This window comes from Streptomyces pseudovenezuelae (genome assembly GCF_001513955.1).
GTDB lineage: Bacteria > Actinomycetota > Actinomycetes > Streptomycetales > Streptomycetaceae > Streptomyces > Streptomyces pseudovenezuelae.
The window spans coordinates 25,316-49,977 of the sequence record NZ_KQ948149.1 but is presented as its reverse complement, the minus strand read 5'-3'; the positions used below and the strand labels follow the sequence as shown (position 1 = coordinate 49,977).

General features: G+C 70.9%; 24 protein-coding genes. 15 read left to right on the top strand and 9 right to left on the bottom strand.

Annotation, left to right across the window (positions count from 1 at the left end):
- Window positions 1–256: 256 nt before the first annotated feature.
- Window positions 257–1,339 (bottom strand): pyrimidine utilization protein A, encoded by a 1,083-nt coding sequence (gene rutA / locus AQI94_RS24600; RefSeq protein WP_031060489.1) that lies wholly within the window; start codon window positions 1,337–1,339, stop codon window positions 257–259.
- A 168-nt stretch (window positions 1,340–1,507) separates the two neighbouring features.
- Here rutA and AQI94_RS24595 point away from each other — a divergent pair, with 168 nt between their 5' ends.
- Both AQI94_RS24595 and AQI94_RS24590 read left to right on the top strand, forming a co-directional pair.
- Window positions 1,508–4,396 carry a SpoIIE family protein phosphatase gene (locus AQI94_RS24595; protein ID WP_031060486.1) on the top strand — a complete coding sequence of 963 codons (2,889 nt, stop codon included), beginning with the start codon at window positions 1,508–1,510 and terminating at the stop codon, window positions 4,394–4,396.
- Between the two features lie 98 nt (window positions 4,397–4,494).
- A complete protein-coding gene (locus AQI94_RS24590) occupies window positions 4,495–4,959 on the top strand; it encodes a hypothetical protein (protein WP_031060483.1) in 465 nt (154 codons plus the stop codon).
- Here the strand turns inward: AQI94_RS24590 and AQI94_RS24585 are convergent.
- Window positions 4,946–5,599 (bottom strand): response regulator, encoded by a 654-nt coding sequence (locus tag AQI94_RS24585; protein WP_031060481.1) that lies wholly within the window; start codon window positions 5,597–5,599, stop codon window positions 4,946–4,948. The two genes, AQI94_RS24590 and AQI94_RS24585, sit on opposite strands and share 14 nt — an antisense overlap.
- Entirely contained in the window at window positions 5,599–6,546 is a 948-nt protein-coding gene (locus AQI94_RS24580) for a HAMP domain-containing sensor histidine kinase (protein ID WP_031060478.1), read from the bottom strand. Before AQI94_RS24580 ends, AQI94_RS24585 begins: the two co-directional genes overlap by 1 nt.
- Before the next feature lie 161 nt (window positions 6,547–6,707).
- Here AQI94_RS24580 and AQI94_RS24575 point away from each other — a divergent pair, with 161 nt between their 5' ends.
- The 3 genes from AQI94_RS24575 (at window position 6,708) to AQI94_RS24565 (ending at window position 9,972) form a co-directional block, all read left to right on the top strand.
- On the top strand, window positions 6,708–7,193 hold the full coding sequence (locus AQI94_RS24575) for a cation:proton antiporter regulatory subunit (RefSeq protein ID WP_031060476.1): 486 nt from the start codon (window positions 6,708–6,710) through the stop codon (window positions 7,191–7,193).
- Between the two features lie 4 nt (window positions 7,194–7,197).
- Window positions 7,198–8,415 carry a cation:proton antiporter gene (locus tag AQI94_RS24570; protein ID WP_031060474.1) on the top strand — a complete coding sequence of 406 codons (1,218 nt, stop codon included), beginning with the start codon at window positions 7,198–7,200 and terminating at the stop codon, window positions 8,413–8,415.
- A gap of 561 nt (window positions 8,416–8,976) precedes the next feature.
- Window positions 8,977–9,972, top strand: a complete 996-nt coding sequence (locus AQI94_RS24565) for a TAXI family TRAP transporter solute-binding subunit (RefSeq protein ID WP_062229935.1) — start codon at window positions 8,977–8,979, stop codon at window positions 9,970–9,972.
- Here the strand turns inward: AQI94_RS24565 and AQI94_RS24560 are convergent.
- A complete protein-coding gene (locus tag AQI94_RS24560) occupies window positions 9,962–11,344 on the bottom strand; it encodes a sensor histidine kinase (RefSeq protein WP_031050355.1) in 1,383 nt (460 codons plus the stop codon). The two genes, AQI94_RS24565 and AQI94_RS24560, sit on opposite strands and share 11 nt — an antisense overlap.
- Before the next feature lie 237 nt (window positions 11,345–11,581).
- Window positions 11,582–12,268 (bottom strand): response regulator transcription factor, encoded by a 687-nt coding sequence (locus AQI94_RS24555; RefSeq protein ID WP_031050356.1) that lies wholly within the window; start codon window positions 12,266–12,268, stop codon window positions 11,582–11,584.
- Window positions 12,269–12,569: 301 nt separating this feature from the next.
- On the opposite strand from AQI94_RS24555, the gene AQI94_RS24550 reads away from it, so the two are divergent.
- The 7 genes from AQI94_RS24550 to AQI94_RS24525 all read left to right on the top strand — a co-directional run bounded on the left by AQI94_RS24550 (window position 12,570) and on the right by AQI94_RS24525 (window position 18,537).
- Window positions 12,570–13,346, top strand: a complete 777-nt coding sequence (locus tag AQI94_RS24550; RefSeq protein ID WP_031050357.1) for an amino acid ABC transporter ATP-binding protein — start codon at window positions 12,570–12,572, stop codon at window positions 13,344–13,346.
- Between the two features lie 61 nt (window positions 13,347–13,407).
- On the top strand, window positions 13,408–14,253 hold the full coding sequence (locus tag AQI94_RS24545) for a glutamate ABC transporter substrate-binding protein (RefSeq protein WP_031050360.1): 846 nt from the start codon (window positions 13,408–13,410) through the stop codon (window positions 14,251–14,253).
- Between the two features lie 108 nt (window positions 14,254–14,361).
- Window positions 14,362–15,030 (top strand): amino acid ABC transporter permease, encoded by a 669-nt coding sequence (locus AQI94_RS24540; RefSeq protein WP_031050362.1) that lies wholly within the window; start codon window positions 14,362–14,364, stop codon window positions 15,028–15,030.
- Entirely contained in the window at window positions 15,027–15,965 is a 939-nt protein-coding gene (locus AQI94_RS24535; protein ID WP_031050366.1) for an amino acid ABC transporter permease, read from the top strand. The genes AQI94_RS24540 and AQI94_RS24535 overlap by 4 nt, the downstream gene beginning before the upstream one ends.
- A gap of 193 nt (window positions 15,966–16,158) precedes the next feature.
- Window positions 16,159–17,763: an FAD-dependent monooxygenase gene (locus AQI94_RS24530; protein ID WP_062229934.1), complete on the top strand. Its 1,605-nt coding sequence runs from the start codon at window positions 16,159–16,161 to the stop codon at window positions 17,761–17,763.
- Between the two features lie 116 nt (window positions 17,764–17,879).
- Window positions 17,880–17,927, top strand: a complete 48-nt coding sequence (locus AQI94_RS46595; RefSeq protein ID WP_309506048.1) for a hypothetical protein — start codon at window positions 17,880–17,882, stop codon at window positions 17,925–17,927.
- 76 nt (window positions 17,928–18,003) lie between these two features.
- The gene (locus AQI94_RS24525) at window positions 18,004–18,537 is read left to right on the top strand and encodes a cupin domain-containing protein (RefSeq protein ID WP_031058626.1); all 534 of its coding nucleotides are present in this window, start codon (window positions 18,004–18,006) and stop codon (window positions 18,535–18,537) included.
- Between the two features lie 35 nt (window positions 18,538–18,572).
- Here the strand turns inward: AQI94_RS24525 and recX are convergent, their stop codons facing one another.
- Together recX and recA are read right to left on the bottom strand one after the other, a co-directional pair.
- Window positions 18,573–19,505 carry a recombination regulator RecX gene (gene recX / locus AQI94_RS43100; RefSeq protein WP_031058629.1) on the bottom strand — a complete coding sequence of 311 codons (933 nt, stop codon included), beginning with the start codon at window positions 19,503–19,505 and terminating at the stop codon, window positions 18,573–18,575.
- A 4-nt stretch (window positions 19,506–19,509) separates the two neighbouring features.
- The gene (recA, locus tag AQI94_RS24515; protein WP_031058632.1) at window positions 19,510–20,634 is read right to left on the bottom strand and encodes a recombinase RecA; all 1,125 of its coding nucleotides are present in this window, start codon (window positions 20,632–20,634) and stop codon (window positions 19,510–19,512) included.
- A gap of 322 nt (window positions 20,635–20,956) precedes the next feature.
- Between recA and AQI94_RS44655 the strand changes: the two genes are divergently transcribed.
- Together AQI94_RS44655 and AQI94_RS24510 are read left to right on the top strand one after the other, a co-directional pair.
- Window positions 20,957–21,100 carry a hypothetical protein gene (locus AQI94_RS44655; RefSeq protein WP_158806451.1) on the top strand — a complete coding sequence of 48 codons (144 nt, stop codon included), beginning with the start codon at window positions 20,957–20,959 and terminating at the stop codon, window positions 21,098–21,100.
- Entirely contained in the window at window positions 21,100–21,897 is a 798-nt protein-coding gene (locus tag AQI94_RS24510) for a hypothetical protein (protein ID WP_051832905.1), read from the top strand. Before AQI94_RS44655 ends, AQI94_RS24510 begins: the two co-directional genes overlap by 1 nt.
- A gap of 10 nt (window positions 21,898–21,907) precedes the next feature.
- Here AQI94_RS24510 and AQI94_RS24505 read toward each other — a convergent pair whose 3' ends face one another.
- Entirely contained in the window at window positions 21,908–23,158 is a 1,251-nt protein-coding gene (locus tag AQI94_RS24505) for an AI-2E family transporter (RefSeq protein ID WP_078902951.1), read from the bottom strand.
- A gap of 124 nt (window positions 23,159–23,282) precedes the next feature.
- A complete protein-coding gene (locus AQI94_RS24500; protein WP_007385121.1) occupies window positions 23,283–23,477 on the bottom strand; it encodes a DUF3046 domain-containing protein in 195 nt (64 codons plus the stop codon).
- A 79-nt stretch (window positions 23,478–23,556) separates the two neighbouring features.
- Here AQI94_RS24500 and AQI94_RS24495 point away from each other — a divergent pair, with 79 nt between their 5' ends.
- The gene (locus AQI94_RS24495) at window positions 23,557–24,474 is read left to right on the top strand and encodes a hypothetical protein (protein WP_031058653.1); all 918 of its coding nucleotides are present in this window, start codon (window positions 23,557–23,559) and stop codon (window positions 24,472–24,474) included.
- The last annotated feature ends 188 nt before the right edge of the window (window positions 24,475–24,662 follow it).

The following is a 24,662-nucleotide window of genomic DNA, read 5'->3' as shown; positions in this document are numbered from 1 at the left end:
CGAGAGGCCGGTCCAGTGCCCGACAGCGGCACCGGGCCGGCCTCTCGGCCGTCCGGGCAGGCCTCCCGTTCGGACAGGCCTGCCCGAACGGGGAGCCGGCGCCACGACCGGCATCACGCGACGAAAGACACGCACCCCGCCCCCACTCAGGGGCGCGGGGAACTGCGCGACCAGCCCCCACTCACCGGCACCCGCACCCGCACCCGCACCCGCACCACAATCGGACCACAATCGGACCGAACCCGGCCCCGCCCCGTCAGCCCACCGACACGCGCCCCTCCCGCGACCGCATCAACGGTTGGATCCGCGTCCCGAACCGCTCGATCCCCTCGATGAAGTCGTCGAACACCAGCATGATCCCCTTGGTGCCTTCCACCCCGGCGATCTCGTCCAGCATGCGCGCGACACTCTCGTACGACCCGACGAGCGTGCCCATGTTGAAGTTCACGGCGCCCTCGGGCAGCACGATGGTGCGGGCCGTTGAGGAGTCGTCGGCGCTGGTGTCCGTGGCCGACTCCCCCGCCATGTAGGCCAGCGCGGCCAGGTCGGCGTTGTCGTGGTAGTCCTGCCACTTCGCGCGGGCGGCCTCGTCGCTCTCGTCGGCGATGACCATGAACAGGGACAGCGCACCGACGTCCCGGCCGGTCTCCCGCGCCGCCTCCACCAGCGTGGCCGCGCTGTCCGCGAAGGCGAGCGGGGTGTTCACGCCGCTGCCGAGGATGAAGTTGTAGTCGGCGTGCCCGGCGGCGAACCGCATCCCCGTGCCGCTCTGCCCGGCGGCCACGATGTCGATGTGCCCGTTCGCCGGACGCGGCGAGAGCACGCAGTCGTCCATCGCGTAGAACTCGCCCTTGAAGTTGCTGACGCCCTCGCTCCACAGCTCCTTCATCACCGTCACGTACTCGACGGCGCGCGCGTACCGGTTGCCGAAGTGCTCGTCGCCGGGCCACACGCCCATCTGTGCGTACTCGCCGGGCGCCCAGCCGGTGACGATGTTGACGCCGAACCGTCCGGGGGCGATGGAGTCGACGGTGACCGCCATGCGCGCGACGATGGCCGGCGGCAGGGCGAGGATCGGCGTGGAGGCGTACAGCCTGATCCGCTCGGTGACCGCGGCCAACCCCGCCATCAGCGTGAACGACTCCAGGCAGTGGTCCCAGAACTCGGTCTCGCCGCCGAAGCCCTTGAGCTTGATCATCGAGAGGGCGAAGTCGAACCCGTGCTCCTCGGCCTTCTGCACGACCGCCTTGTTGAGCTCGAAGGTCGGCAGGTACTGCGGGGAACTCTTCGAGATGAGCCAGCCGTTGTTGCCGATGGGGATGAAGACACCGATGTCCATGCCGTTCCTCATGATCGAAGACTGCCCGGTCCGTCGGCACGGTACACGGTGAGCCTTCGGCAACTTCCGCTGGAGCAAGGGTAGTTGAGGTAAGGGAATGGCGAGGAACAGCTCGTCGGAAACGGTGAATCAGGTTTCGACAGGAAACGGGAACGATAAGTTCCCTCCATGAACGCGCGGCTCGCTCTCCTCGGCACGGTCACCCCAGGTGCGACGGAGAGCGAGGTCTTCCGGCTGGCGCTCGGGCACGCGGTCGGTGAGCTGAGCGCGCTCGGCGGGACCGTGCACCTGCGCGGCCCGATGTCCGCCCTGCGCCTGGTGTCGTCCGTCGGCCTGCCGCCCGCCCTCACCCGCTCCTGGGAGATCGTCGACCAGGAGGGCCCCCTGGCCCCGGCCCGCGCGCTCCAGCAGGGCAGGGGAGTCTGGGTGCCGCTGCCCCAGGGCCCGCCGCAGGAGGACCCCTGGCCCGGCACCGGCCTCGCCGCCCTCCCGGTGTTCAGCGGCCGGCGCAGCATCGGCGCGCTGACCGTCCTGGCCGGCGAGGAGGGCGAACCCACCCCCGAGCACTGGGACTTCCTGCGGGACGTCGTCGCCTGGACCGAGGACCGGATGGCCCAGGCACCGCCGCCGTCGGGGCCCGCCCAGGCGGAGCCGAGCGGCGAGCGGCTGCGGCAGGCCCTGAAGGAGGTCCAGGTCGGCTCGTGGGACTGGGACATCCGCAACGGCGACCTGATCTGGGACGAGGCGGCCCTCGCGCTGTACGGCACCCGCCCCGCCGACTTCACCGGCCGGATCGACAACTGGATGCGGATCGTCCACCCCGACGACCTGGCCCCCACCCTGGCGGCGGCGCAGCGGGCGATCCTCGACCACTCCGTCTACGAGGCCGAGTACCGGGTACGGCGCCTGGACGGCACCTGGGGCTGGACGCAGGCCCGTGGCCGGGCGACCTACGACGAGCAGGGCGAGCCCCTGCGGATGATCGGGGTGGGCTGGGAGAGCAACGAGTCCCGCACCGCCCGGGACGCCCTCAGCAGGGCCCTGCGGCACATGAGCGACGGCTTCCTCGCGGTGGACGACGAGTGGCGGATCACCTTCGCCAACCTGGAGGCGGAACGCTTCCTCGGCTTCTCCGAGGAGGAGCTGTTCGGACGCCTGCTGTGGGACCTGCCGGCCACCCGCCAGGTCCCGGGCCTGAAGGAGAGCTGTCTGGCGGCCGGGGCCGAGGAGAAGCCCGCCGGGTTCGACGTGTACCTCGCGGACTGCCGGCGGCGGCTGCACGTACGGCTGGTGCCGGGACCCGACGGGCGCACCCTCTACTTCCAGGACGTCACGGAGAAGCGCCGGCTCGCCCAGGAACGGCACGCGGCGGAACGGGCCGCGGCCGAGCGGGCGGTGCGGATCGCCGAGCTGACCACCGAGCTCGCCAAGGCGACGACCTCCCGGGACGTGGTGGACGCCGTCGCCCGCCGGGTGCTGCCGCCGTTCGCCGCCTCCGGGCTGATGGTCCAGGTCAGCGAGGGCGACCGGCTCCATCACGTCGGCGCGGTCGGCTACCCCCGGGACTTCGTGGCCCTCCTCGACAGCCGCCGTCGGGCATCGACCGGCGACCCCGCCTGGGACACGATCGCCTCCGGCCTCCCGCTGTTCGTCTCCTCGGCGCGCGAGTACGCCACCCGCTATCCCGCACTGGCCGACTTCCCCACCCTCGGCGAAAAGAAGTCCTGGGCGTTCCTGCCGCTGACGGCGTCCGGGCGCACCTTCGGCGTCTGCGTGGTCTCCTTCGACCGGCCCCGGGTCCTCGACGACGAGGAACGCGCCCTGCTCACCACGATCACCGCCCTCGTCGCCCAGTCCCTGGAGCGGGCCCGGCTCTACGACGCCGAGCACACCCGGTCCCGGGAACTCCAGCGCAGCCTGCTCCCCCAGGCACTGCCCGACCTGCCCGCGTGCACGGCGGCCGCCCGCTACCTGCCGGCCGGCCAGGGCGCGGACGTGGGCGGCGACTGGTACGACATCATCCCGCTGTCCGGCGGACAGGTCGCGCTGGTCGTCGGGGACGTGATGGGCCACGGCCTGCCGGAGGCGGCCACCATGGGCCGGCTGCGCACCGCGGTGCACACCCTGGCCGACCTGGAGCTGCCGCCCGGCGAGATCCTCGGCCACCTCAACGACATCGTCGGCGGCATGGGCGAGACGTCGTACGCCACCTGTCTGTACGCGCTCTACGACCCGACGACCCGGGTCTGTTCCATCGCCCGGGCCGGCCATCCGCCGCCCGCGCTGGTACGGCCCGACGGAACCGTGCACTTCCCCGAACCGGAGGCCGATCCCCCGCTGGGCGCGGCCAAGCCGCCGTTCGAGACGGCCGAGTTGGAGGTGCCCGAGGGCAGTCTGCTCGTGCTGTACACCGACGGGCTGGTGGAGTCGGCGAAGCGGGAGATCGACGAGGGCATGGCCGAGCTGGCGCGACTGCTGGGCGCCGCCCACGCCGACGGGACCGCCGTGGACCTTGAGCGCCTGTGCGACAGACTGACGGCCGGGCTGCTGCCGGCGGACCAACAGGCGGCCGACGACGCGGCGTTCCTGGTGGCCCGGCTGCACGCGCTGCCGGCCGACCGGATGGCCGCCTGGTCCCTGCACGACGACCCCAAGGCGGCGAGCCAGGCCCGCCGGCATGTCCGCGAACAGCTCGCGGCCTGGGACCTGGACGACCTGTCCCCCACCACGGAACTCCTGGTCAGCGAACTGGTGGGCAATGTCGTCCGACACGCCCGCGGCCCGGTCCGGCTGCGCCTGCTGCACACCACCGTGCTGATCTGCGAGGTCTACGACGGCAGTCAGACCATGCCCCGTATCCGACACGCAGCGGACACCGACGAGGGCGGCCGGGGCCTCCAGCTCATCTCGGCGCTCTCCTCCCGCTGGGGCGCCCGTTACACGCCCACGGGCAAGTGCATCTGGACGGAACAGTCCCTGCGGGGCGCGGCCGAGCCGGCGGACGTGCTGTTCCTGAACCCCGCGGACTTCGACGAGGACTGGGACGCGCTCCTGTGACGGCGCGCCCGTTCGGCCCAGCTCCACGGGCCGGATGCCGGGCGCGTCCCTAGATTCGCGGTGACGGCTGTTCCGGCCCCGCCCGAAAGGCACGACCCATGGCAATACGCACCACGCTCACCGGCGCCGCGCTGGCCGTCCTGGCCACCGCCGGACCGCTGACCGGCATCGCCCACGCCCAAGGCGACCTGGACTGCGCCGACTTCGCCTACCAGGAGGACGCGCAGGCGCAGTTCGACCGCGACCGCAGCGACCCCAACCGGCTCGACGAGGACCAGGGTCCCGACGACGGCATCGCCTGTGAGGTGCTGCCGCGCAGGGACACCGCCGTCGTGAGCGCCGCCACGCCCCTCTCCACGCCCCTCTCGACGCCCGCCACTCCGCTCACCTCGCCGCTGCCGACGCTGGGTGTCCAGGGCGGGTCCGGCGGCAGCGTGGGCCCGGCGGGTTTCGAGCGGGCGATCGGGGTGGCCCTGGCAGTCGGCGGGGTCGGCCTCGCGGGCGCCTACGTGGTGCGGCGGCGTCGTGCCACGCACCCGCCCGCCCGTCTCAGGGATCGATGAGCCCGGCCCGTATCGCGTACCGGGTCAGCTCCAGCCGGTCCCGCATCCCCAGCTTGTGCAGCAGGTTCGCCCGGTGCCGCTCGACGGTCTTCGCGCTGATGAACAGCAGCTCGCCGATCTCCTTCGTGGTGTGCCCCTCGGCGACCAGCTTGAGGATCTCCTCCTCGCGCTCGGTGACGGCCCGCGTGGGCAGGTCGTCACCGCGGTGCAGCCGGTCGAGGTAGGAGCGGACGAGGGCCCGCTCCGCCCCGGGGTAGACGAAGGACTCGTCGCGCACGGCGGCCCGGCACGCCTCGACGAGATCGCGGTCCGCGACGGACTTGAGCACGTAGCCGCTGGCCCCGGCCTTGAGCGCCTCGAAGAAGTACTGCTCGTTGTCGTACATCGTCAGGATCAGGATCCGCAGGTCCGGAAGCCGCCGGGACAGCTCACGGGCCGCCTGCAGTCCCGTCATCCGGGGCATCGCGATGTCCAGCACGGCCAGATCGACCTCACGCGCGCGTGCCAGCTCGACCGCCTCGGCGCCGTCCCCCGCCTCGGCCACGACCGTGAGGTCCGGCTCCCCCTCCAGGATCAGCCGGACCCCTCGCCGTACGAGGGTGTGGTCGTCGGCCAGCAGGACACGGGTCGGCTCCGGCATCAGCGCACCCCCGCCGGGGCCGGTATCCGCAACCGCACATCCGTCCCCCGACCGGGCCCGGGCCCCACCGAGAAAACCGCCCCGACCAGCAGCGCCCGCTCCCGCATGCCCTGGATCCCGGCCCCGTCGGGCGCCCCGCCCAGCCCCTTGCCGTTGTCCCGCACGAGGAGCTCGACTCCCCCCTCGACCGGCTGGAGCCGGACTTCGGCGCGGTCGGCGGCAGAGTGCCGCGCGGTGTTCGTGAGCCCCTCCTGGGCCACCCGGTAGACCACCAGTTCCGACTCCTCGGTCAGCCGGGGCAGATCGCCGCCGACGTGATGGCGCACGGTCAGCCCGTGCGTCGTGAACTCGGCCGCGAGGGACCGCAGGGCGCTCGACAGCCCGAGCTCCTCCAGCACCCCCGGCCGCAGCCGCCGCGCGATCCGGCGGATCTCGTCGAGCCCGGCCCGGGTGGCCTCCTGTGCCTGTCCCACTTCCTCCCGCAGCTCCTGCGGTGCCCGGTCGGCGACCCTCTTGAGCTGCAACAGCACGGCGGTCAGCGTCTGGCCCACCTCGTCGTGCAGCTCGCGCGCGATGCGATGCCGTTCCCGTTCCTGCGCGGAGAGCGCGTGGGCCGCGCCGGTCGCCCGCTCGGCCTCCAGCCGGTCGAGCATGGTGTTGTACGTCGTGATCAGAGCGGCTGTCTCGGAGGGACCGGAGACGGGGGCCCGCACCCCGGGCCGCAGCAGATCGGCGGCGGCCATGGCCCGCCCCAGCCGCTGGAGCGGCACGAGTCCGACCCGCAGCACCAGGGCGTTGGCGACCAGCAGCAGCACCAGCCCGCCGAGAACGACGACGGCCTCTCCCCGCCGCACGGGAGTCGACACGGTGACCGGCCCCAGCAGCAGCGCGGCGGCGACGACGAGGCCCGCGGCGTTGAGCGAGAAGATCCGCCAGAACAGCGACACGGCCCTGCCCTCACTCCTCCCGTACGGCACCCGAGGCCCCAGCCTCGCCGGTCCCGGCCGCTCGCGTATATCCGTCACGTCACCCATATCGCCACCGTACGGGGGCCTGGCAGCATGCGAACCCGGCACCCGTGATCACTCGAACCACAAGGGGAAGAAACGTGTCTGCTCCACGCCTGAGGGCGACGCCGCTGCCGGGAATCGGGGTCCAGTACGACCTCATGACCCGCGAGGACCGCCATCTGTCCGTGGTGGCGCACCGCGACGGTGCCCGCACGGTGAGCGTGTACCGGGCCGACGACCCCGACTCCTGCGCGCAGTCGCTGCGTCTGACCGGCTCCGAGGCGGGCGCCCTGATCGACGCGCTGAAGCCCTCCCACCACAGCGCGAGCCTCCTCTACGCCTCCGACCTGGGCCTGGTGGCCGAGCGCATCGAGGTGGCGGCCGGCTCCCGCTGGAACGGCCGGGTCCTCGGCGACACGAGGATGCGCACCGACACGGGCGCCTCCGTCGTGGCGGCCCTGCGCCGGGCCGAGGCGATCCCGTCCCCCGCGCCGGACTTCCGCCTGGCGGGCGGCGACATCCTGATCGTCGTGGGCACCCGCGAGGGCGTGGACGCCGCCGCGGCCGTCCTCGGGCGGGAGTGAACGCGTGCACTCCGCGGTCCTCCTGATCGAGTTCGGCTCGATCATCCTCGGCCTGGGCCTCCTCGGCCGTTTCGCCGCCCGTTTCCGCCTCTCCCCCATCCCCCTCTACCTCCTGGCCGGCCTGGCCTTCGGCGAGGGCGGTCTGCTCCCCCTGGGCGCCAGCGAGGAGTTCGTCTCGATAGGCGCCGAGATAGGCGTCATCCTGCTCCTCCTGATGCTCGGCCTCGAGTACTCGGCCGGCGACCTGGTCACCAACCTCAAGGCCCACTACCCCTCGGGCCTGGTCGACGGCGCCCTCAACGCCCTCCCGGGAGCGGCGGCCGCCCTGCTGCTCGGCTGGGGCCCGGTGGCCGCGGTGGTCCTGGCGGGCGTCACCTGGATCTCCTCCTCGGGCGTCATAGCGAAGGTCCTCGGCGACCTGGGCCGGGTCGGCAACAGGGAGACCCCGGTCATCCTCAGCGTCCTGGTCCTGGAGGACCTGGCGATGGCGGTGTACCTGCCGATCGTCACCGCCCTCGTCGCCGGAGCGGGCCTGCTGGCCGGAAGCCTGACCCTGGCGATCGCCCTGGGCGCGGCCGGCCTGGTCCTCTTCACAGCGGTCCGCTACGGCCGCCTGATCTCCCGTTTCGTGTCGAGCGACGACCCGGAGAAGCTCCTGCTGGTCGTCCTCGGCCTGACGATCCTGGTGGCAGGCGTGGCCCAGCAACTCCAGGTATCGGCGGCCGTGGGCGCGTTCCTCGTCGGCATAGCCCTCTCGGGAGAGGTGGCCGAGGGCGCCCACACGCTCCTGAACCCCCTGCGCGACCTCTTCGCCGCGGTCTTCTTCGTCTTCTTCGGCCTCCACACCGACCCGGCGAGCATCCCCCCGGTCCTGCTCCCCGCCCTCGCACTGGCCCTGGTCACGGCAGCCACAAAGATCGCCACGGGCTACTGGGCGGCCCGCCGCGCCGGCATCTCCCCCAAGGGCCGCTGGCGCGCGGGCGGCGCACTGGTCGCCCGCGGCGAGTTCTCGATCGTTATCGCGGGCCTGGCCGTCTCGGCCGGCATAGAACCCTCCCTAGGCCCCCTGGCCACGGCCTACGTCCTCATCCTGGTCATCCTCGGCCCCCTCACGGCCCGCTACACAGAACCCCTGGCAACAAAACTCACGGCCCACCGCGATTCCCCAAGGCCCCCGGACACCAAGTCCCGCCTCCCGGAGGCCTCGGTAGACAGCGCGTGACGACTGCGCTGGGCTTGAGCAGGGCGCCTATGGGGGTACAGAGTTCGGTCGTGGTGCGGCTGCGCGTCCGTCGTGGCTGGTCGCGCAGTTCCCCGCGCCCCTGAGGAGCTACAGCCACCGGCGCTACTACGGACCGTGCGCCACCTGAGGTCGTGTTGCGAGTGCGGGCCGGTGGGGGCTGGTCGCGCAGTTCCCCGCGCCCCTAGCGGGTGCAGTCAGCGGCGCCAGGGCCGAGCCGTTCATTGGACCGTGCGCCACGACGGAACCGTTGGCCGCGTACGGCGGCAAGGGGACGGGGTGGGGGGTGTCCGCCCGCAGCGGCCGGCGTCCGTCACCGAGCCCCTTTTGCAATGGACCGAACCGCCGGACCGAGGACGGACACCCCCCACCCCGTCCCCGACCCACCACCCCACCCGCACGCGCTACACAAGCCCCCACCAAACCGAAACAGGCCGCCGCAGGCACCAGGGGCGCGGGGAACTGCGCGAAAACGCCAGCCCCCCTCCCCCGGAGCCAACCCACACTGGCCAGCCCCCCACACCCCCTGGCAGGATCACCGCCATGCCCCCGCCGTTCCCCCACCTCAGCCGCCGCCAGGCGCTCCAGACCGCGGTCGCCACCCTCGTGGCCCTCGGTCTGCTCCTGTGGTGGCTGCTCCCCCTGGGCGAGAGCCCCCCGACCGGCACGATCACCTTCAGCACGGGCACGAAGGCGGGCGTCTACCAGAAGTACGGCGAACTCCTCCGCGACGAGATCCACAAGGACATGCCGGACCTGAAGGTGGAGCTGGAGACCAGCGCGGGCTCCCAGGAGAACGTCAGACTCGTCGCGACCGGAAAGTCCGACTTCGCGATCGCCGCAGCCGACGCGGTGGAGACCTACCAGCACAACCGCGACCCCGGCGCCGACCAGCTCCGCGGCGTGGCCCGCCTCTACGACGACTACGTCCAGCTCGTCGTCCCCACCGACTCGGACATCCACACCGTGGCCGACCTGAAGGGCAAGCGCGTCTCCATCGGCGTCCCGAACTCCGGCGTACGACTGATAGCGGACCGCGTGCTCGACGCCGCCGGCATCGACCCCGCCAAGGACATCCGGCCGAGGGCCGAGGGCATCGACACCGGACCCAAACTCCTCGGCCACGGCCTGGACGCGTTCTTCTGGTCCGGCGGCCTGCCCACCGACGGTCTCAAGCAGCTGGCCGAGCGCTCCGCGTTCCGCTTCGTCCCGATCGAACCGGCCCTCGTGGCGAAGCTGCACGCGGAGGGCGAGCCCACCCGCTACTACCGCGCCACCAACATGCCGGCGTCGGCGTACCCGTCCGTCCAGAACGGCAGGACCGTCCCGACCATGGCCGTCTCCAACGTGCTGATCACCCGCGAGGACATGGACCCCGAGCTCACCCAGTGGCTCACCCGGACCGTGATCAAGAGCAGGGACGGCATCGGCCGGCACGTCCACTCCGCCCAGCTGGTGGACGTACGCACGGCGATCTACACGGACCCGGTCGCGCTCCACGAGGGCGCCCGCCGCTACTACCGCTCGGTCAAGCCGTAGGGCGCGTACGGGGCACCGACACGGTGACCAGCAGGCCGTGCGGCTCGTGGTGGCCGTAGGAGATCGCCCCGCCGCCCGCGGCCAGGAGCGCCCGCGAGATGGACAGTCCGAGACCGGAGCCCTTGACGTTCTGATGCTGCCCGCTGCGCCAGAACCGGTCGCCGACACGCGCGAGTTCCTCGTCGGTGAGCCCGGGTCCGCGGTCGGCGACGACGACTGTGGAGGTGTCCCCGTCCGCGGCGACCGTGACCTCGACGGTCTCGTCCTGCGGCGTGAACTTGAGCGCGTTGTCGATGACCGCGTCGAGGGCGCTGGAGAGGGTGACGGGATCCGCCCAGGCGGTGGTGGCCGGACAACTCCCCACCAGTCGCACTCCCTTGGCCTCGGCGGTGGGGGTCCAGGCGGCGACCCGTTCGGCGGTGAGTGCGCCGATGTCGGTGATTCTCAGGTCCGCCTCGGTGTGCTCGGCGAGTGCGAGGTCGAGGAGGCCGTCGAGGACCTGGGCGAGGCGTTTGCCCTCGGTCTGCACGGAGGCGATCTCGGCGTTCCCCGGGGGAAGTTCGAAGGCGAGCAGCTCGATGCGCAGCAGCAGTGCGGCGAGCGGGTTCCTCAACTGGTGCGAGGCGTCGGCGACGAAGGCCCGCTGCTGCTCCAGCACGTCCTCGACGTTGTCCGCCATTTCGTTGAACGACCGTGCCAGGCGCCTGAGTTCGGGCGGCCCGCCGGCCACCGCGACCCGGGACTTGAGGCGCCCGGTGGCGATGTCGTGGGTGGTGGCGTCGAGCACCCGCACCGGCCTGAGCACCCAGCCGGTCAGCCGCAGGGCGGCACCGACGGCCAGCAGCATGGCGGCGAGTTCGCCCGCGAAGATGACGAGCCAGTCCTGCAGGATCCGTGAACGCATGGGTCCGGTGGGCGAGTCGGTGACGACGACCGCGACGACGTCACCGTCCCGGATCACCGGCGAGGCGACGACCAGTCGGCCCCGCTGCCAGGGCCACACCTGCTTGGGATCCTGGCTGCGGCGGCTGAGCAGGGCTTCGCCGAAGGCGTCACGTACCTCGCCCGTGCGGGGCAGGAACCACCCGCGGGGCGCCGTGGCCATCGGTACGTCGCCGTCGTAGAAGACGCCGACGCGGATGCCGTAGACCTTGTAGTAGCTGGCGAGTTCGCTCTCCAGGGTCTCCAGGCGCTCGTCGGAGGCGTCGGTGACGAACTGGGCGAGCGCGGCGAAGTGCGCGGTGTCGTCGATCCGGTCGACGACGACCTTCTGCTGCTGCGCGGAGGCCACACCGATGGCGAGCGGCACACCGAGGGCCAGCAGCACGGCGGCCATGAGGACGATGAGCAGCGGAAGCAGACGTGTACGCACGGCCCCGCCTACGCCCCGCCCCGACGCACGGCCCTCAGGCTCCCGCTCCAACCGAGCGGCTCACGGCCACCACCGGGCACACGGGCACCCTCACCGCCGCACTCACCCGCGCCCACAGCCACCGTCCCTCACTCGACGCAATTCCTCCCCCGAGCCTCGCACAGCTCTGCGCCCACGGTTTCACCGGATCTGGGCCTGCACCCGGACCCGGACCTGGACCCGGACCTGAATGTGAACTCACACCCCCGGCGCCACCAACCGATACCCGACCCCCCGCACCGTCTCGATCAGCGCCGGCATCCGCAACTTCGCGCGCAGGGACGCCACATGCACCTCCAGCGTGCGGCCGGTGCCTTCCCAGCTGGTGCGCCAGACCTCGCTGATGATCTGCTCGCGCCGGAAGACCACCCCGGGCCGCTGGGCGAGCAGTGCGAGGAGGTCGAACTCCTTGCGGGTGAGCTGGACGACCGTGCCGTCCACGGTGACCTGACGCGTCGGCAGTTCGATACGCACGGCGCCGAGTACCAGCGCGGTGTCCCCGCCGCCGGTCACGTCCTCATGGGCGGTGCGCCGGCTCACGGCATGGATGCGGGCGAGGAGCTCCCCCGTGTCGTACGGCTTGACCACGTAGTCGTCGGCGCCGAGGTTCAGCCCGTGGATGCGGGAGCGTACGTCGGACCGCGCGGTGACCATGATGACCGGCGTGCTGGTGCGCTTGCGGATCTTTCCGCACACCTCGTAGCCGTCCTGGTCGGGCAGCCCGAGGTCGAGGAGCACGACCCCGAAGCCGTCACTCTCCGGAACCAGCGCCTGGAGTGCCTCCTCGCCGCTGCGCGCGTGCGTGACGTCGAAACCGTGCCGCGCGAGCACCGCGGACAGCGCGGCGGCCACGTGGTTGTCGTCCTCGACGAGGAGAAGTCTCACCCCGGCCCCCTTTGGTCCATCGGACGTACTATCTGAATATGCAGTGAACGGGTACAACTGTGCGTACACACACGCGCGTGCGCACCGTGCAGTCATGCTGATGGATGAGGACGGCGTCAAGAGGGTTCCGGTTGCGCCGGGGTTCCGTTACCCGGCCGATATGCCCACTGGTGGCAAGTGCTACGACACGTGTCCGATTGCTATCGGATCGTGATGCTCAGATTCCCCTCAAGACTAATGACGCTGGTCGCATGGGGTTACTACTGTCCTCCGAAACCGAGGAGGACGGAGCCAGAGAGCGATGACCGAAGTATCGGTGGCCAAGGAAGATGTGGCCGCGACCGGCGAACTGGTCGTCCTGAAGAGCGTCAACAAGCACTTCGGCGCGTTGCACGTACTCCAGGACATCGACCTGACGATCGCCCGCGGCGAGGTCGTCGTGGTCATCGGACCCTCCGGGTCCGGGAAGTCCACCCTGTGCCGCACCATCAACCGCCTGGAGACGATCGACACGGGTTCGATCACCATCGACGGCAAGCCGCTGCCCCAGGAGGGCAAGGAACTGGCGCGGCTGCGCGCCGACGTCGGCATGGTCTTCCAGTCCTTCAACCTCTTCGCGCACAAGACCGTGCTCGAGAACGTGATGCTGGGCCAGATCAAGGTCCGCAAGGCCGACAAGAAGCAGGCCGAGGAGAAGGCGCGCGCCCTGCTCGACCGGGTCGGTGTCGCCACCCAGGCGGACAAGTACCCCGCTCAACTGTCCGGTGGTCAGCAGCAGCGGGTGGCCATCGCCCGGGCCCTGGCGATGGACCCCAAGGTCATGCTCTTCGACGAGCCCACGTCGGCGCTCGACCCCGAGATGATCAACGAGGTGCTGGAGGTCATGCAGCAGCTCGCCCGCGACGGCATGACAATGATCGTCGTCACGCACGAAATGGGTTTCGCACGATCGGCCGCAAACCGCGTGGTGTTCATGGCGGACGGACGGATCGTCGAGGAGGCTGCGCCCGACCAGTTCTTCAGCAATCCGCGCAGCGACCGCGCCAAGGACTTTCTGTCGAAGATCCTGCACCACTGACGTGCCACCCGGATCGACCACTGACGGCTCTCATCTCTTTACCACCCAAAGGATGTTCACCATGAAGCTCCGCAAGGTCACCGCCGCCTCGGCCGCCGTCCTCGCACTCGCTCTGTCCGCGACCGCCTGCGGCGGCGACAGCAAGGACGACAGCTCCGGCTCGGGTTCCAGCGGCGGCGGCAAGATCAAGATCGGTATCAAGTTCGACCAGCCCGGCCTCGGCCTGAAGCAGCCCGACGGTTCCTACGCCGGCTTCGACGTGGACGTGGCGACGTACGTGGCCAAGCAGCTCGGCTACAACGCGAACCAGATCGAGTGGGTCGAGACGAAGAGCGCCGACCGTGAGAACGCGCTCGCCCGTGGCGACGTGAAGATCATCGCGGCCACCTACTCGATCAACGACGAGCGCAAGAAGAAGGTCGACTTCGCCGGCCCGTACCTGCTGGCCCACCAGGACCTGCTGGTCAAGAAGGACTCCAAGATCAGCCAGGCCACGGACCTCAACGGCGAGAAGCTGTGTTCCGTGACCGGCTCGACCTCGGCGCAGAACGTCAAGGACGACTTCGCCCCCAAGGCCCAGCTGAAGCAGAACGCCGGCTACTCGGAGTGCATCGCCGCCCTCCAGAGCGGTGCCGTGGACGCGGTGACCACGGACGACTCGATCCTCGCGGGCTTCGCGGCCCAGGACAAGTACAAGGGTCAGTTCAAGCTCGCCGGCCTCAAGCTGAGCAACGAGAACTACGGCATCGGCGTGAAGAAGGGCGACACCGCCACCGTCAACAAGATCAACGCCGCCCTCGAGAAGATGGTCAGCGACGGCTCCTGGCAGAAGGCGGTCGACAAGAACTTCGGCCCGGCCGGCTACAAGAACGAGCCCGCCCCGAAGATCGGCGTCATCGTCAAGTAACGCAGGGCCCCACCGGCGCGCCGCCGCCCGCCGCGATCAGGGCGGCGGCGCGCCGCGCCCGTCCACGTACGCCACACACACGCCACACACCCGGAAGCGCGGGAGATCGTGTTCGACTTTCTAGAAGGTTATGACGTCCTCGGGGCGTTCTGGATGACGGTGAAACTCACTGCTCTCTCCGCCGTCGGCTCCCTGATCTGGGGCACCCTGCTGGCCGCGATGCGGGTCAGTCCGGTCCCGTTGATGCGCGGCTTCGGCACCGCCTACGTCAACATCGTCCGGAACATCCCCCTGACGGTCATCATCGTCTTCGCCTCGCTCGGCCTGGCCGACATCTTCGGGGTGACGATGGGCGCGGCGGACAACTTCGACGTCCAGGGCTTCCGGCTGGCGGTGCTCGGTTTCGTCGTCTACACCGCGTCGTTCGTCTGCGAGGCGATCCGCTCCGGCATCAACACGGTGCCGCTGGGCCAGGCCGAGGCGGCCCGCGCGATCGGGCTGAACTTCAGCCAGACGCTGCGTCTCATCGTGCTCCCGCAGGCCTTCCGCTCAGTCATCGGGCCGCTGGCCAACGTACTGATCGCGCTGACCAAGAACACCACCGTGGCTGCCGCGATCGGTGTGGCCGAGGCGGCCGCGCTGATGAAGACGATGATCGAGAACGAAGCCCAGACGCTCGCCATCGGTGCGGTCTTCGCGCTCGGCTTCGTGGTACTGACCCTGCCGACCGGCCTCCTCCTCGGCTGGCTCGCCAAGCGACTGGCGGTGAAGCGATGAGTTCGGTCCTCTACGACACTCCGGGACCCCGCGCCAAACGGCGCAACGTCCTCCTGTCCATCGTCTTCACCCTCCTCCTCGTCCTTCTGCTGTGGTGGGTGTGGCAGAAGATGGACGACAAGAACCAGCTGGAGTGGAAACTCTGGGAGCCCTTCACCACCGGTGAGGCCTGGACGACGTACCTGCTGCCCGGCCTCGGTGACACCCTCAAGGCGGCGGCGATCTCCATGGTGATCGCCCTTCCCCTGGGCGCGGTCTTCGGTATCGCCCGCATGTCGGACCACGCCTGGGTGCGGGGTGCGGCCGGCACGGTGGTCGAGTTCTTCCGGGCGATCCCGGTGCTGCTGCTGATGCTGTTCGCCAACGAGTTCTACGTCCGCTCCACGGACATCTCCAGCGAACAGCGACCCCTGTACGCCGTCGTCACCGGCCTGGTCCTCTACAACGCCTCGGTGCTCGCCGAGGTCGTCCGCGCCGGCATCCTCTCGCTGCCCCGCGGACAGACCGAGGCGGCCTACGCGGTCGGCCTGCGCAAGGGCCAGACGATGACCAGCATCCTGCTCCCGCAGGCGGTCACCGCGATGCTGCCGGCCATCGTCAGCCAGCTGGTCGTCATCGTGAAGGACACCGCGCTGGGCGGCGTGATGCTGGGCTTCACCGAGCTGCTCAACTCGCGCAGCACGCTGGCGGCCAACTACGCCAACGTCATCCCGAGCTTCATCGTCGTCGGCATCATCTACATCATCGTCAACTTCATCCTCACCAGCTTCGCGAGCTGGCTGGAGAAGAGGCTGCGCCGCAGCAAGAAGAGCACGGGCGCGGTGCTGGGTGAGGACACGGAGGTCAACCCGGCGGCGGTGGGCGGCACGTTCGGAACCGGCGGCGAGGGCGGCGGCCCGAGCGGATTCACTTTCAAAGACAAGCCGCCCCGATGATCTGATGCACAGTCAAGTGACCTGAGCAGTCTGCCCGGACGACACGGAGGCAGTGGCATGATCGCCACTGCCTCCGTCACTTGACGCAAGCACCGGCAATAGGTTGCATACGTTCTGTGATCGTGCACCCTGCCCCAACCTCCTGTTCACATACGTCTTCCGGTACTGCGCTGCGGGCAGGGGGCGCCGCGTCGTGGACCCGGTGATCATCGTCGGAGCGGGGCCCGTCGGGCTCACGCTCGCCCTGGCGCTGGCGCGTCAGGAGGTCCCCTCCGTGGTTCTCGACGAGGGCCCGGGCAAGGACGAACCCCGCCTGGCCCGCACCGCCGTACTGCACGAGGACACCGCCGCCCTCATGTCACGGCTGACCGGGGTGCCGGTCGCCGAGCTGGGTCTGCACTGGGCCGGATGGCGGTCGATGCGCCGCAAGCAGGTGATGCGCGAGGTCGACTTCGAGGAGGCCGGGGACGCCCCCCTGCACCTCGCCCAGCACGTCCTGACCGGCGCCCTGCGCCATGCCCTCGCCGAGGAGCGGCTGGTCAAGCTCGCCACCGACAGCCGTCTCGACACCATCGAGCAGGAGCCCTCGGGCGTCACCGCCCACACCCGCGGCCCCAAGGGCACGTGGTGGCGCGGCAGTTACCTGGTCGGCTGCGACGGCACGCGCTCCACCGTGCGCAAGCTCCAGGACATCCGCTTCCCGGGCCGTACGGCGGTGGAGCGCCACGCGGTCGCCGCCCTGCGCGCGGAACTCCCCTGGGAGGACCGGGCGTTGCTGCACAGGATGCCGCCGTGGCGGACCTCCGGGCCGTCGGCCGGGGAGATCACCGCCCGCCCTCTCCCCGAGGGCGTGTGGCGCCTGGACTGGCTGCTGCCGCCGGGCAAGGACCTGGTCACGCCCGAGCTCCTGGTGGCCCGCGTCCGGGAGACCCTCGCGGGCTGGACGGGCGGTGCGACACCGCCGTACGAACTCCTCGACACCGGGGTCCACACCGTGCACCACCGGCTGGCCCGGCGTTGGCGCGCCGGCCGGGTCTTTCTCGCCGGGGACGCGGCGCACTGTCTCGGTGCGCTCGGCACGCAGGGTCTCGACGAGGGCCTCAAGGACGCCGACAACCTCGCCTGGAAGCTCGCCCTCGCCTGGCACCACGGCTCGCACGAGGCGCTTCTCGACAGCTACCAGACCGAGCGGCGCGCGATCGTCGCCGGTCGGCTGCGCGCCGCCGACCAGGCGCTGCCGCTGCTCCGCGGCGGCGGGGGTCTGCGCTCGGTGGTCCCCGGCTCGGCTCGCGGTCACGACGCGTTGCTCACGGACGGCCACTTGGGGCGCGGCCCGCTCGGCGCGCCGGGGGCGTACGCCGACTCGCCCCTCGCGCCCCGGCATCTCGAAGGAGAGGTACCCGTCGACACACCCCCGGGGGCCTCGGTCACGGATGTACGGGTCACCGCCGAGGACGGCTCGTTCGTACGGCTGCGCGATCGCCTCGGCCGCGGCGCGCTGCTCGTCCTCCTGGTCGCACCGGGCACCGGGGTGTGGGAGCGCAAGCACTGGGTGACCGCCGGAATCATGCCCCGGCTGGCCGCGGCGGTGACCGCGCTGCCACACTCCGCCGAGCTCCTGGTCGCCGAGGAGTACCCGGGCGCGGCCCCGCACACGGTCCTTCTCGTACGGCCCGACGGTCACCTCGTCACGGCGCTGAGCGGGGTCCGCCCGGCCGACCTGTACTCGGCGGCCGAGACGGCGCTCGGCGGCCCTCCGGCGAAGACCGAGGCGAACGCGGGGGCCGCCTCACGTTGACGTGCTCACTGTCACTGTGCGTCCACATAGTGACAGTGAGTTGAAACGGTCTGCACCCCCATGGTGTACTCCGCATCGTGACCGACACCTGTGTGCGCCTGTGGCGGAGGGTCCATATGGACCTCGTCCGCTATGCGGGCTGCGTGTGTCGCCCGTCCTGCTGAATTCGCCTCTTCTCTTCCCCGCGTGCCGCGCCCGTGCGACGGCACGCTGTCGCGAACTCTTCTCAGGACGGTACCCGTGTCTGTCTCCCCCGCCCTTCCCTCGGTCTCCTCCGTCGCGCCGCCCACCCAGGCCGAACTCCTCGACTTCGTACGGCGCACCGCCGCCGACGCCGAGCTGATCGACTCGCTTCCGCTCGACCCGGAGGGCCGCACCTGGGTGCGCCTGGAGGGGCCCGGCGGCAGCGAGGCCTGGCTGATCGGCTGGCCCCCCGGCACCGGCACCGGGTGGCACGACCACGCCGAGTCGGTCGGCGCCTTCATCACCGCCGCGGGCGAGCTCAAGGAGAACTCCCTCGCCGCCCGGCTGCCCGCCGACGGCTGGAAGACCCTCGAACTCTCGGACGACGTGGACCGTGAGCGACGGCTGCCGGCCGGCAAGGGCCGTTCCTTCGGGCAGCATCACGTCCACGAGGTGCTGAACGAGTCCACCGAGGCCCACGCGATCTCCGTGCACGCCTACTACCCGCCGCTCCCCCAGATCCGCCGCTACAGCCGCACGGCCCAGATCCTGCGGCTGGAGCACGTGGAGCGGCCGGAGGACTGGCAGTGAGCGCCTGACTGCCGGTCGCGGACCGACTCCCCGTCTCAGAACCCCTCGTCGCCGAGGAACTCCGTCTCCTCCCCCTCCTCCTCCAACGCCTGCCGGACCACCCGCAGGGCCATGCCCTCGGAGTAGCCCTTGCGGGCGAGCATGCCCGCGAGGCGACGCAGCCGCTTGTCGCGATCGAGCCCACGCGTCGCGCGCAGCTTGCGGTCGACGAGCTCCCGGGCCGTCTCCTCCTCCTGCTCGGAGTCGAGCTGCGAGACGGCCGCGTCGATCAGTGTGGAGTCGACACCCTTGGTGCGCAGTTCCTGGGCGAGCGCCCGCCGGGCGAGCCCCCGGCCGTGGTGCCGGGACTCCACCCATGCGTCCGCGAACGCGCTGTCGTTGATCAGTCCGACCTCCTCGAACCGCGACAGCACCTCCTCGGCGGCGTCGTCCGGGATCTCCCGCTTGCGCAGGGCGTCGGCGAGCTGCTTCCGCGTCCGCGGGGTCCCGGTGAGCAGGCGCAGACAGATCGCCCGCGCCCGCTCCACCGGGTCCGCCGGAGGCTCCCCCTTCTCGGCCCTCGACAAGGAGGGGCCGCCTCCGTCCTCGCCGGGCGATTCCCCGAAGCCGCGCCGGCGCTGCCGACGCCCGCGGGAACCGCCCGCGTCAGGTGCTCCGCCACCTCGACGCGAACTCCGGCCGAACGCCCCGGAACCCCGGTCCGCCCCGTCACCGGACTCGTCGCCGCCCGGCCCACCGTCGCCGAACGTCCCACCGTCACTGTGGGAGCGCCCGCCGCGGTAGGACGGACCGGTGCCACGCGCGAAGCCGTCACCGAACGGCACCGAACGGCCGTGTCCCCCGTCCGTTCCCTGCCCCGTGCCGTCCCCGTGCCCGTCGCCGCCCGGCCCGGCAGAACCCCCGTCGCCTCTTTCGCCCCACCCTCGTGAAGCGTCCTCGTACTCGGCCCAGTCGGTTCGCCGTGTCACGGGATCAGCTCTTGGCGGCCGGAGCCTTGGCCTTCGTCGCCTTCGCGGCCGCCGGAGCCGGCACCTTCGCGGCGTCGTCCGCGGCAGCGGTCACCGCGGCGTCCGCACCCGGCTCCGCGGCAGGCTGCTCGGGCCGCACGCCGACGCCCAGCTTCTCCTTGATCTTCTTCTCGATCTCGTTGGCCAGGTCGGGGTTGTCCTTCAGGAAGTTGCGCGCGTTCTCCTTGCCCTGGCCGAGCTGGTCGCCCTCGTACGTGTACCAGGCGCCGGCCTTGCGGACGAAGCCGTTCTCCACGCCCATGTCGATCAGGCCGCCCTCGCGGCTGATGCCCTGGCCGTAGAGGATGTCGAACTCGGCCTGCTTGAAGGGCGGCGCGACCTTGTTCTTGACGACCTTGACCCGGGTGCGGTTGCCGACCGCGTCCGTGCCGTCCTTCAGGGTCTCGATGCGGCGGATGTCCATGCGCACCGAGGCGTAGAACTTCAGCGCCCGGCCACCGGTCGTGGTCTCCGGGGAGCCGAACATCACGCCGATCTTCTCGCGGAGCTGGTTGATGAAGATCGCGGTGGTCTTGGACTGGTTGAGCGCACTGGTGATCTTCCGCAGGGCCTGGCTCATCAGACGGGCCTGCAGACCGACGTGGCTGTCACCCATCTCGCCCTCGATCTCCGCGCGCGGGACGAGCGCCGCGACGGAGTCGATGACGATGAGGTCGAGGGCACCGGAGCGGACCAGCATGTCCACGATCTCCAGGGCCTGCTCGCCGTTGTCCGGCTGGGACAGGATCAGGTTGTCGATGTCGACGCCGAGCTTCTTCGCGTACTCGGGGTCGAGGGCGTGCTCCGCGTCGATGAAGGCGACCTGACCGCCGGCCTTCTGTGCGTTCGCCACCGCGTGCAGCGTCAGGGTCGTCTTGCCGGAGGACTCCGGGCCGTACACCTCCACCACGCGGCCGCGCGGGATGCCGCCGACGCCGAGCGCGACGTCGAGTGCGGTCGACCCGGTGGGGATGACTTCGATGGGCTCGTTCGGCCGCTCGCCCATGCGCATGACCGCGCCCTTGCCGAACTGCCGTTCAATCTGTGCGAGAGCGGCGTCCAGGGCCTTCTCGCGGTCGGTTCCTGCCATGGGTTCCACCCGATTTGCTTGAGTCGATCGCTTCACGTCAAAGACGCTAACGCCTGCCACTGACAATGCGCCCCGACGCCCGCCCGGCCTGTGGATAACTGGGGGACTTCTCCACGCGAACCGTATCGAAACGCCCGTCGTCGACTGCGCCGGAGCTTCCATATGAATGGATGTTCGATTTTCGTGTCAAGCGCACCACGCGGCACCCGGGACACTTCCTGTGCCCCCTCCCGCGGCCTCCACCGCCTACTTCCCGCGGCGTACTCCAGGTGCCTTCGACGGTACGACGACCGGACGGCCCGTTCCCCGCGAGTCTGGTGTCATGCCGACCACGACCAGCGCCGGGGAGACCGCCTCGGGAGACACCGCGCTCATCGACTCGACGGTCGCCGAACTCGTCGCCCCGGCCGTCCTCATGGCAGCCGGGGCCCCGGCCCGCCCCGCCCGGAAGGGAGCGCGGGCCTGATGGACCCGGTCCTGAGGAACACTCCCGCGGTGGCCCGCACACCCGTGCCGCAGGCCGTCGACGCACGCCGGACGGAGCGTCTGTGCCACGCCACCGGTCTTCTCCTGGTCCTCTCCGGGCTCGCGCACCTGGTGGTGTTCGCCGTGGACGGCGGCCCCTGGGACGGGCCGGTCTCCTGGCGCAAGCCGGTGACGTTCGGGGTGTCCTTCGGAGTGACCCTGATCGCGGTCACCTGGGTCACGTCGTATCTGCGGGTCGGCCCACGGCCCCGAGCCCTGCTCCTCGCGGTCTTCGCGGCGGACTGTGCGGTGGAGGTCGGCGGCATCACCCTCCAGGCGTGGCGCGGGGTGCCCTCGCACCTCGACATGGAGACGCCCTTCGACACGGCGGTGTCCATGACGCTCGCGGTGGGCGGTGGCGTCCTGGTGGTACTGCTGACGGTGTTCGCGGTCGCCTCCTTCCGCCACCGGCCCTCGGGCCCGGCGGGAATGGACCTCGCGGTGCGGTCGGGGTTCGCGATCCTGCTGGTCGCCCTCGCCTCGGGCGCCGCGATGATCGCGCGCGGTGTCGTCCTCACTCGCACCGGCCACCAGGAGGCGGCCTACCACTCGACCGCCCCGCTCAAGCCGCTGCACGGCGTGAGCCTGCACGCGGTCCTGGTCCTGCCCGCACTCACCTGGCTGCTGTCACGCACGCCCTGGAGCGAGCCGCTGAGGCGACGGCTCCTGTACGCGGCGATCGGCTCCTACGTCACGGCCGTCATCGGCGCCGCGGTGTGGGCCGCCCTCACCTACTGAACCCGGCCCCTCAGGACGAGCCGTCGCCGCCGCCGGACGTGCCCGACCGCCGCCGCTCCCACAGCGCACGCGCACGCGTGACCGGCGAGGGCCCCTCGCCCCGCTTGCGGTGCCCGTGGACACGCGGGTCGTCGGTGACGTCGTACCGCTTCACATAGGCCCCCAGGAACGCCTGCAGCGTGGCGACCGCAGGAATGGCGATCAGGGCGCCGACCGCGCCGAGGAGGGCGGTGCCCGCGATGACCGAGCCGAAGGCGACCGCGGGGTGGATGTCGACGGTCTTCGAGGTCAGCTTGGGCTGGAGCACGTAGTTCTCGAACTGCTGGTAGATCACCACGAAGATCAGCACCCACAGCGCGTACCAGGGGTCGACCGTGAAGGCGATCAGCATGGGCAGGGCGCCCGCGAGATAGGTGCCGATGGTCGGGATGAACTGCGAGACCAGGCCGACCCACACGGCGAGCACGGGCGCGTACGGCACGTCCAGGGCCTGGAGCAGGACGAAGTGCGCGACTCCGGAGACGAGCGCCATGAGACCGCGCGAGTAGAGGTAGCCGCCGGTCTTGTCCACGGCGATCTCCCACGCGCGCAGCACCTCGGCCTGCCGGGCGGGCGGCAGCACGGAGCAGATCGCACGCCGCAGCCGCGGGCCGTCCGCGGCGAAGTAGAAGGAGAACAGCCCGATCGTCAGCAGCTGGAAGAGCCCGCCGAGCACCTGGGCGGAGACGTCCAGGACGCCGGTGGCGCTGTTCTGCACGTAGTTGCGCAGCCAGTCGGAGCGCAGCAGCCCCTCCTGGACGTCCACCCGCTTCAGCTCGGTGTGGAAGTGTCCGTTGATCCAGGCGATGACGGAGTCGAGGTAGTCCGGGAAGTCCTCGACGATCTTGATGATCTGGCCCGCGAGCATCGAACCGAGCAGCGTGACGAAGCCCGCCGTCACGATCAGCACACCGAAGAAGACGAAGAAGGTGGCGAGCCCTCTGCGCATGCCGCGCGCGGCCATCTTGCTCACCGCGGGCTCGATGGCCAGGGCCAGGAAGAACGCGATGAGGATGTTGGTCAGCAGGCCGATCAGCTGGTGGAAGGCCCAACTGCCCAGCTGGAACACGGCGATGAGGGCGAGCGCGAGCACCATGGCACGCGGCAGCCAGCGCGGCATGCGGGCGCCCGGCCCGCCGTCGGCCGGGGGCCGGGTGGGGGGCGTAGTGCCTAGCGGAGATGCGTGCTGGGCTGCCTGCCCGGACTCGTCAGTGGGTGCCACGGAGCAAGTCTCGCCCACGCGACTGACAATGGCTGCCGTCCTGCGATCTTCGTGACCTGTAAGTGCCTCTTTCGTGAGATGTTCACACGAACTCGGCACTTCTCCCCGGAACGTCCACGCCGTTTCAGTGCCTCTCGCCCGGAACGCTCATCACGGTGCAGACCACGCGCCACACGTCCTTGGCGTCCCAGCCGGCGTCCAGCGCCTCGTGCACGGTGCGCCCACCGAGCTCCGCCATCACATGATCGCGCGCGAAGGTGTCGGCGTACCCCGGACCGAAGTGTTCCGCCATCCGCTGCCAGAAAACCGTCAACCGCATGACGCCAGTATCCCGCCCCTGGGGGTGGCCTCGTCCGGGACCGCCTGCCGAGACCGCTTTCCGCCCTACGGTCTGACCCATGCCCGAAACAGGAGCTTCCCCACTCCCCCAGACGCCACCGGCGCACTCCCCGCTCTTCCGCGCCGAGCACTTCGTCTGGCTCACCGCGCGTGTGCTGGAACAGCGTCTGTTCGCGTACCACTTCCTGAACGGCGGCCCCGACCCGGTGGAGACGGCCCTGGACGCCTACCGCAACGCCGACGGCGGTTACGGCCACGCCCTGGAGCCCGATCTGCGCGGCCCGGTCAGCCAGCCCCTGCACACCGCTCACGCCCTGCGCGTGCTGGACGCCGTGGGTCGCTGCGGCGGACAGCGGGTGGAACGGGTGTGCCGCTATCTCACCTCGGTGTCCACCCCGGACGGCGCCCTCCCGACGGTCACTCCCGCCCAGCGCGGCTACCCGACGGCCCCCTTCGTACCGGTCGTGGACGCCCCACCGAGCGAACTGCTGGCCACCGGTCCCGTGGTCGGCCTGCTGCACCGCAACGAGGTGTGGCACGCCTGGCTGTTCCGGGCCACGGACTTCTGCTGGCAGGTGGTGGAGTCCCTCCAGCTGTCCCGCCCGGACGAGATCCAGGCCGCCCTGACCTTCCTGGACTCCGCCCCCGACCGCCCGCGCGCACAGACCACCGCCGACCGCCTCGGCTGCCTGGTGCGCGACCAAGGTCTGGCCGTGCTGGACCCCTCGAACCGCGACGGCGACGCCCACCGCTTCCCGCACGACTACGCGAGGACGCCGAACTCCCTGGCGCGCGCATGGTTCACGGACGACGAGATGTCCCGCTCCCTGGACTTCCTCACCGCCGAACAGCAGGAGGACGGCGGCTGGCCGGCCCGCCGCCGCCAGTGGGCCCCCACCACCACCTTCGAAACCCGCCCCATGGCCACCATCGAGGCCCTGCAGACCTTGCGCGCCCACGGCCGCGAAGTGGGCTGAACCACCACGACGAACCGTCGGCCGCGGACGGCGGCAAGGGGACGGGGTGGGGGGTGTCCGCCCGCAGCGGCCGGCGTCCGTCACCGAGCACCCCTCAAGGGACCGAGCCGCCGGACCGAGGACGGACACCCCCCACCCCGGCCCCGACCCACAACCGAACCCCACGCGCTACACAAGCCCCCACCAAA

Excerpts from the sequence above, each read along its gene's own strand:
- rutA (WP_031060489.1), bottom strand. The coding sequence starts at position 1,339 with ATGGACATCGGTGTCTTCATCCCCATCGGCAACAACGGCTGGCTCATC.
- AQI94_RS24595 (WP_031060486.1), top strand. The coding sequence starts at position 1,508 with ATGAACGCGCGGCTCGCTCTCCTCGGCACGGTCACCCCAGGTGCGACG.
- AQI94_RS24590 (WP_031060483.1), top strand. The coding sequence starts at position 4,495 with ATGGCAATACGCACCACGCTCACCGGCGCCGCGCTGGCCGTCCTGGCC.
- AQI94_RS24585 (WP_031060481.1), bottom strand. The coding sequence starts at position 5,599 with ATGCCGGAGCCGACCCGTGTCCTGCTGGCCGACGACCACACCCTCGTA.
- AQI94_RS24565 (WP_062229935.1), top strand. The coding sequence starts at position 8,977 with ATGCCCCCGCCGTTCCCCCACCTCAGCCGCCGCCAGGCGCTCCAGACC.
- AQI94_RS24550 (WP_031050357.1), top strand. The coding sequence starts at position 12,570 with ATGACCGAAGTATCGGTGGCCAAGGAAGATGTGGCCGCGACCGGCGAA.
- AQI94_RS24545 (WP_031050360.1), top strand. The coding sequence starts at position 13,408 with ATGAAGCTCCGCAAGGTCACCGCCGCCTCGGCCGCCGTCCTCGCACTC.
- AQI94_RS24535 (WP_031050366.1), top strand. The coding sequence starts at position 15,027 with ATGAGTTCGGTCCTCTACGACACTCCGGGACCCCGCGCCAAACGGCGC.
- recA (WP_031058632.1), bottom strand. The coding sequence starts at position 20,634 with ATGGCAGGAACCGACCGCGAGAAGGCCCTGGACGCCGCTCTCGCACAG.
- AQI94_RS44655 (WP_158806451.1), top strand. The coding sequence starts at position 20,957 with ATGCCGACCACGACCAGCGCCGGGGAGACCGCCTCGGGAGACACCGCG.
- AQI94_RS24510 (WP_051832905.1), top strand. The coding sequence starts at position 21,100 with ATGGACCCGGTCCTGAGGAACACTCCCGCGGTGGCCCGCACACCCGTG.
- AQI94_RS24500 (WP_007385121.1), bottom strand. The coding sequence starts at position 23,477 with ATGCGGTTGACGGTTTTCTGGCAGCGGATGGCGGAACACTTCGGTCCG.
- AQI94_RS24495 (WP_031058653.1), top strand. The coding sequence starts at position 23,557 with ATGCCCGAAACAGGAGCTTCCCCACTCCCCCAGACGCCACCGGCGCAC.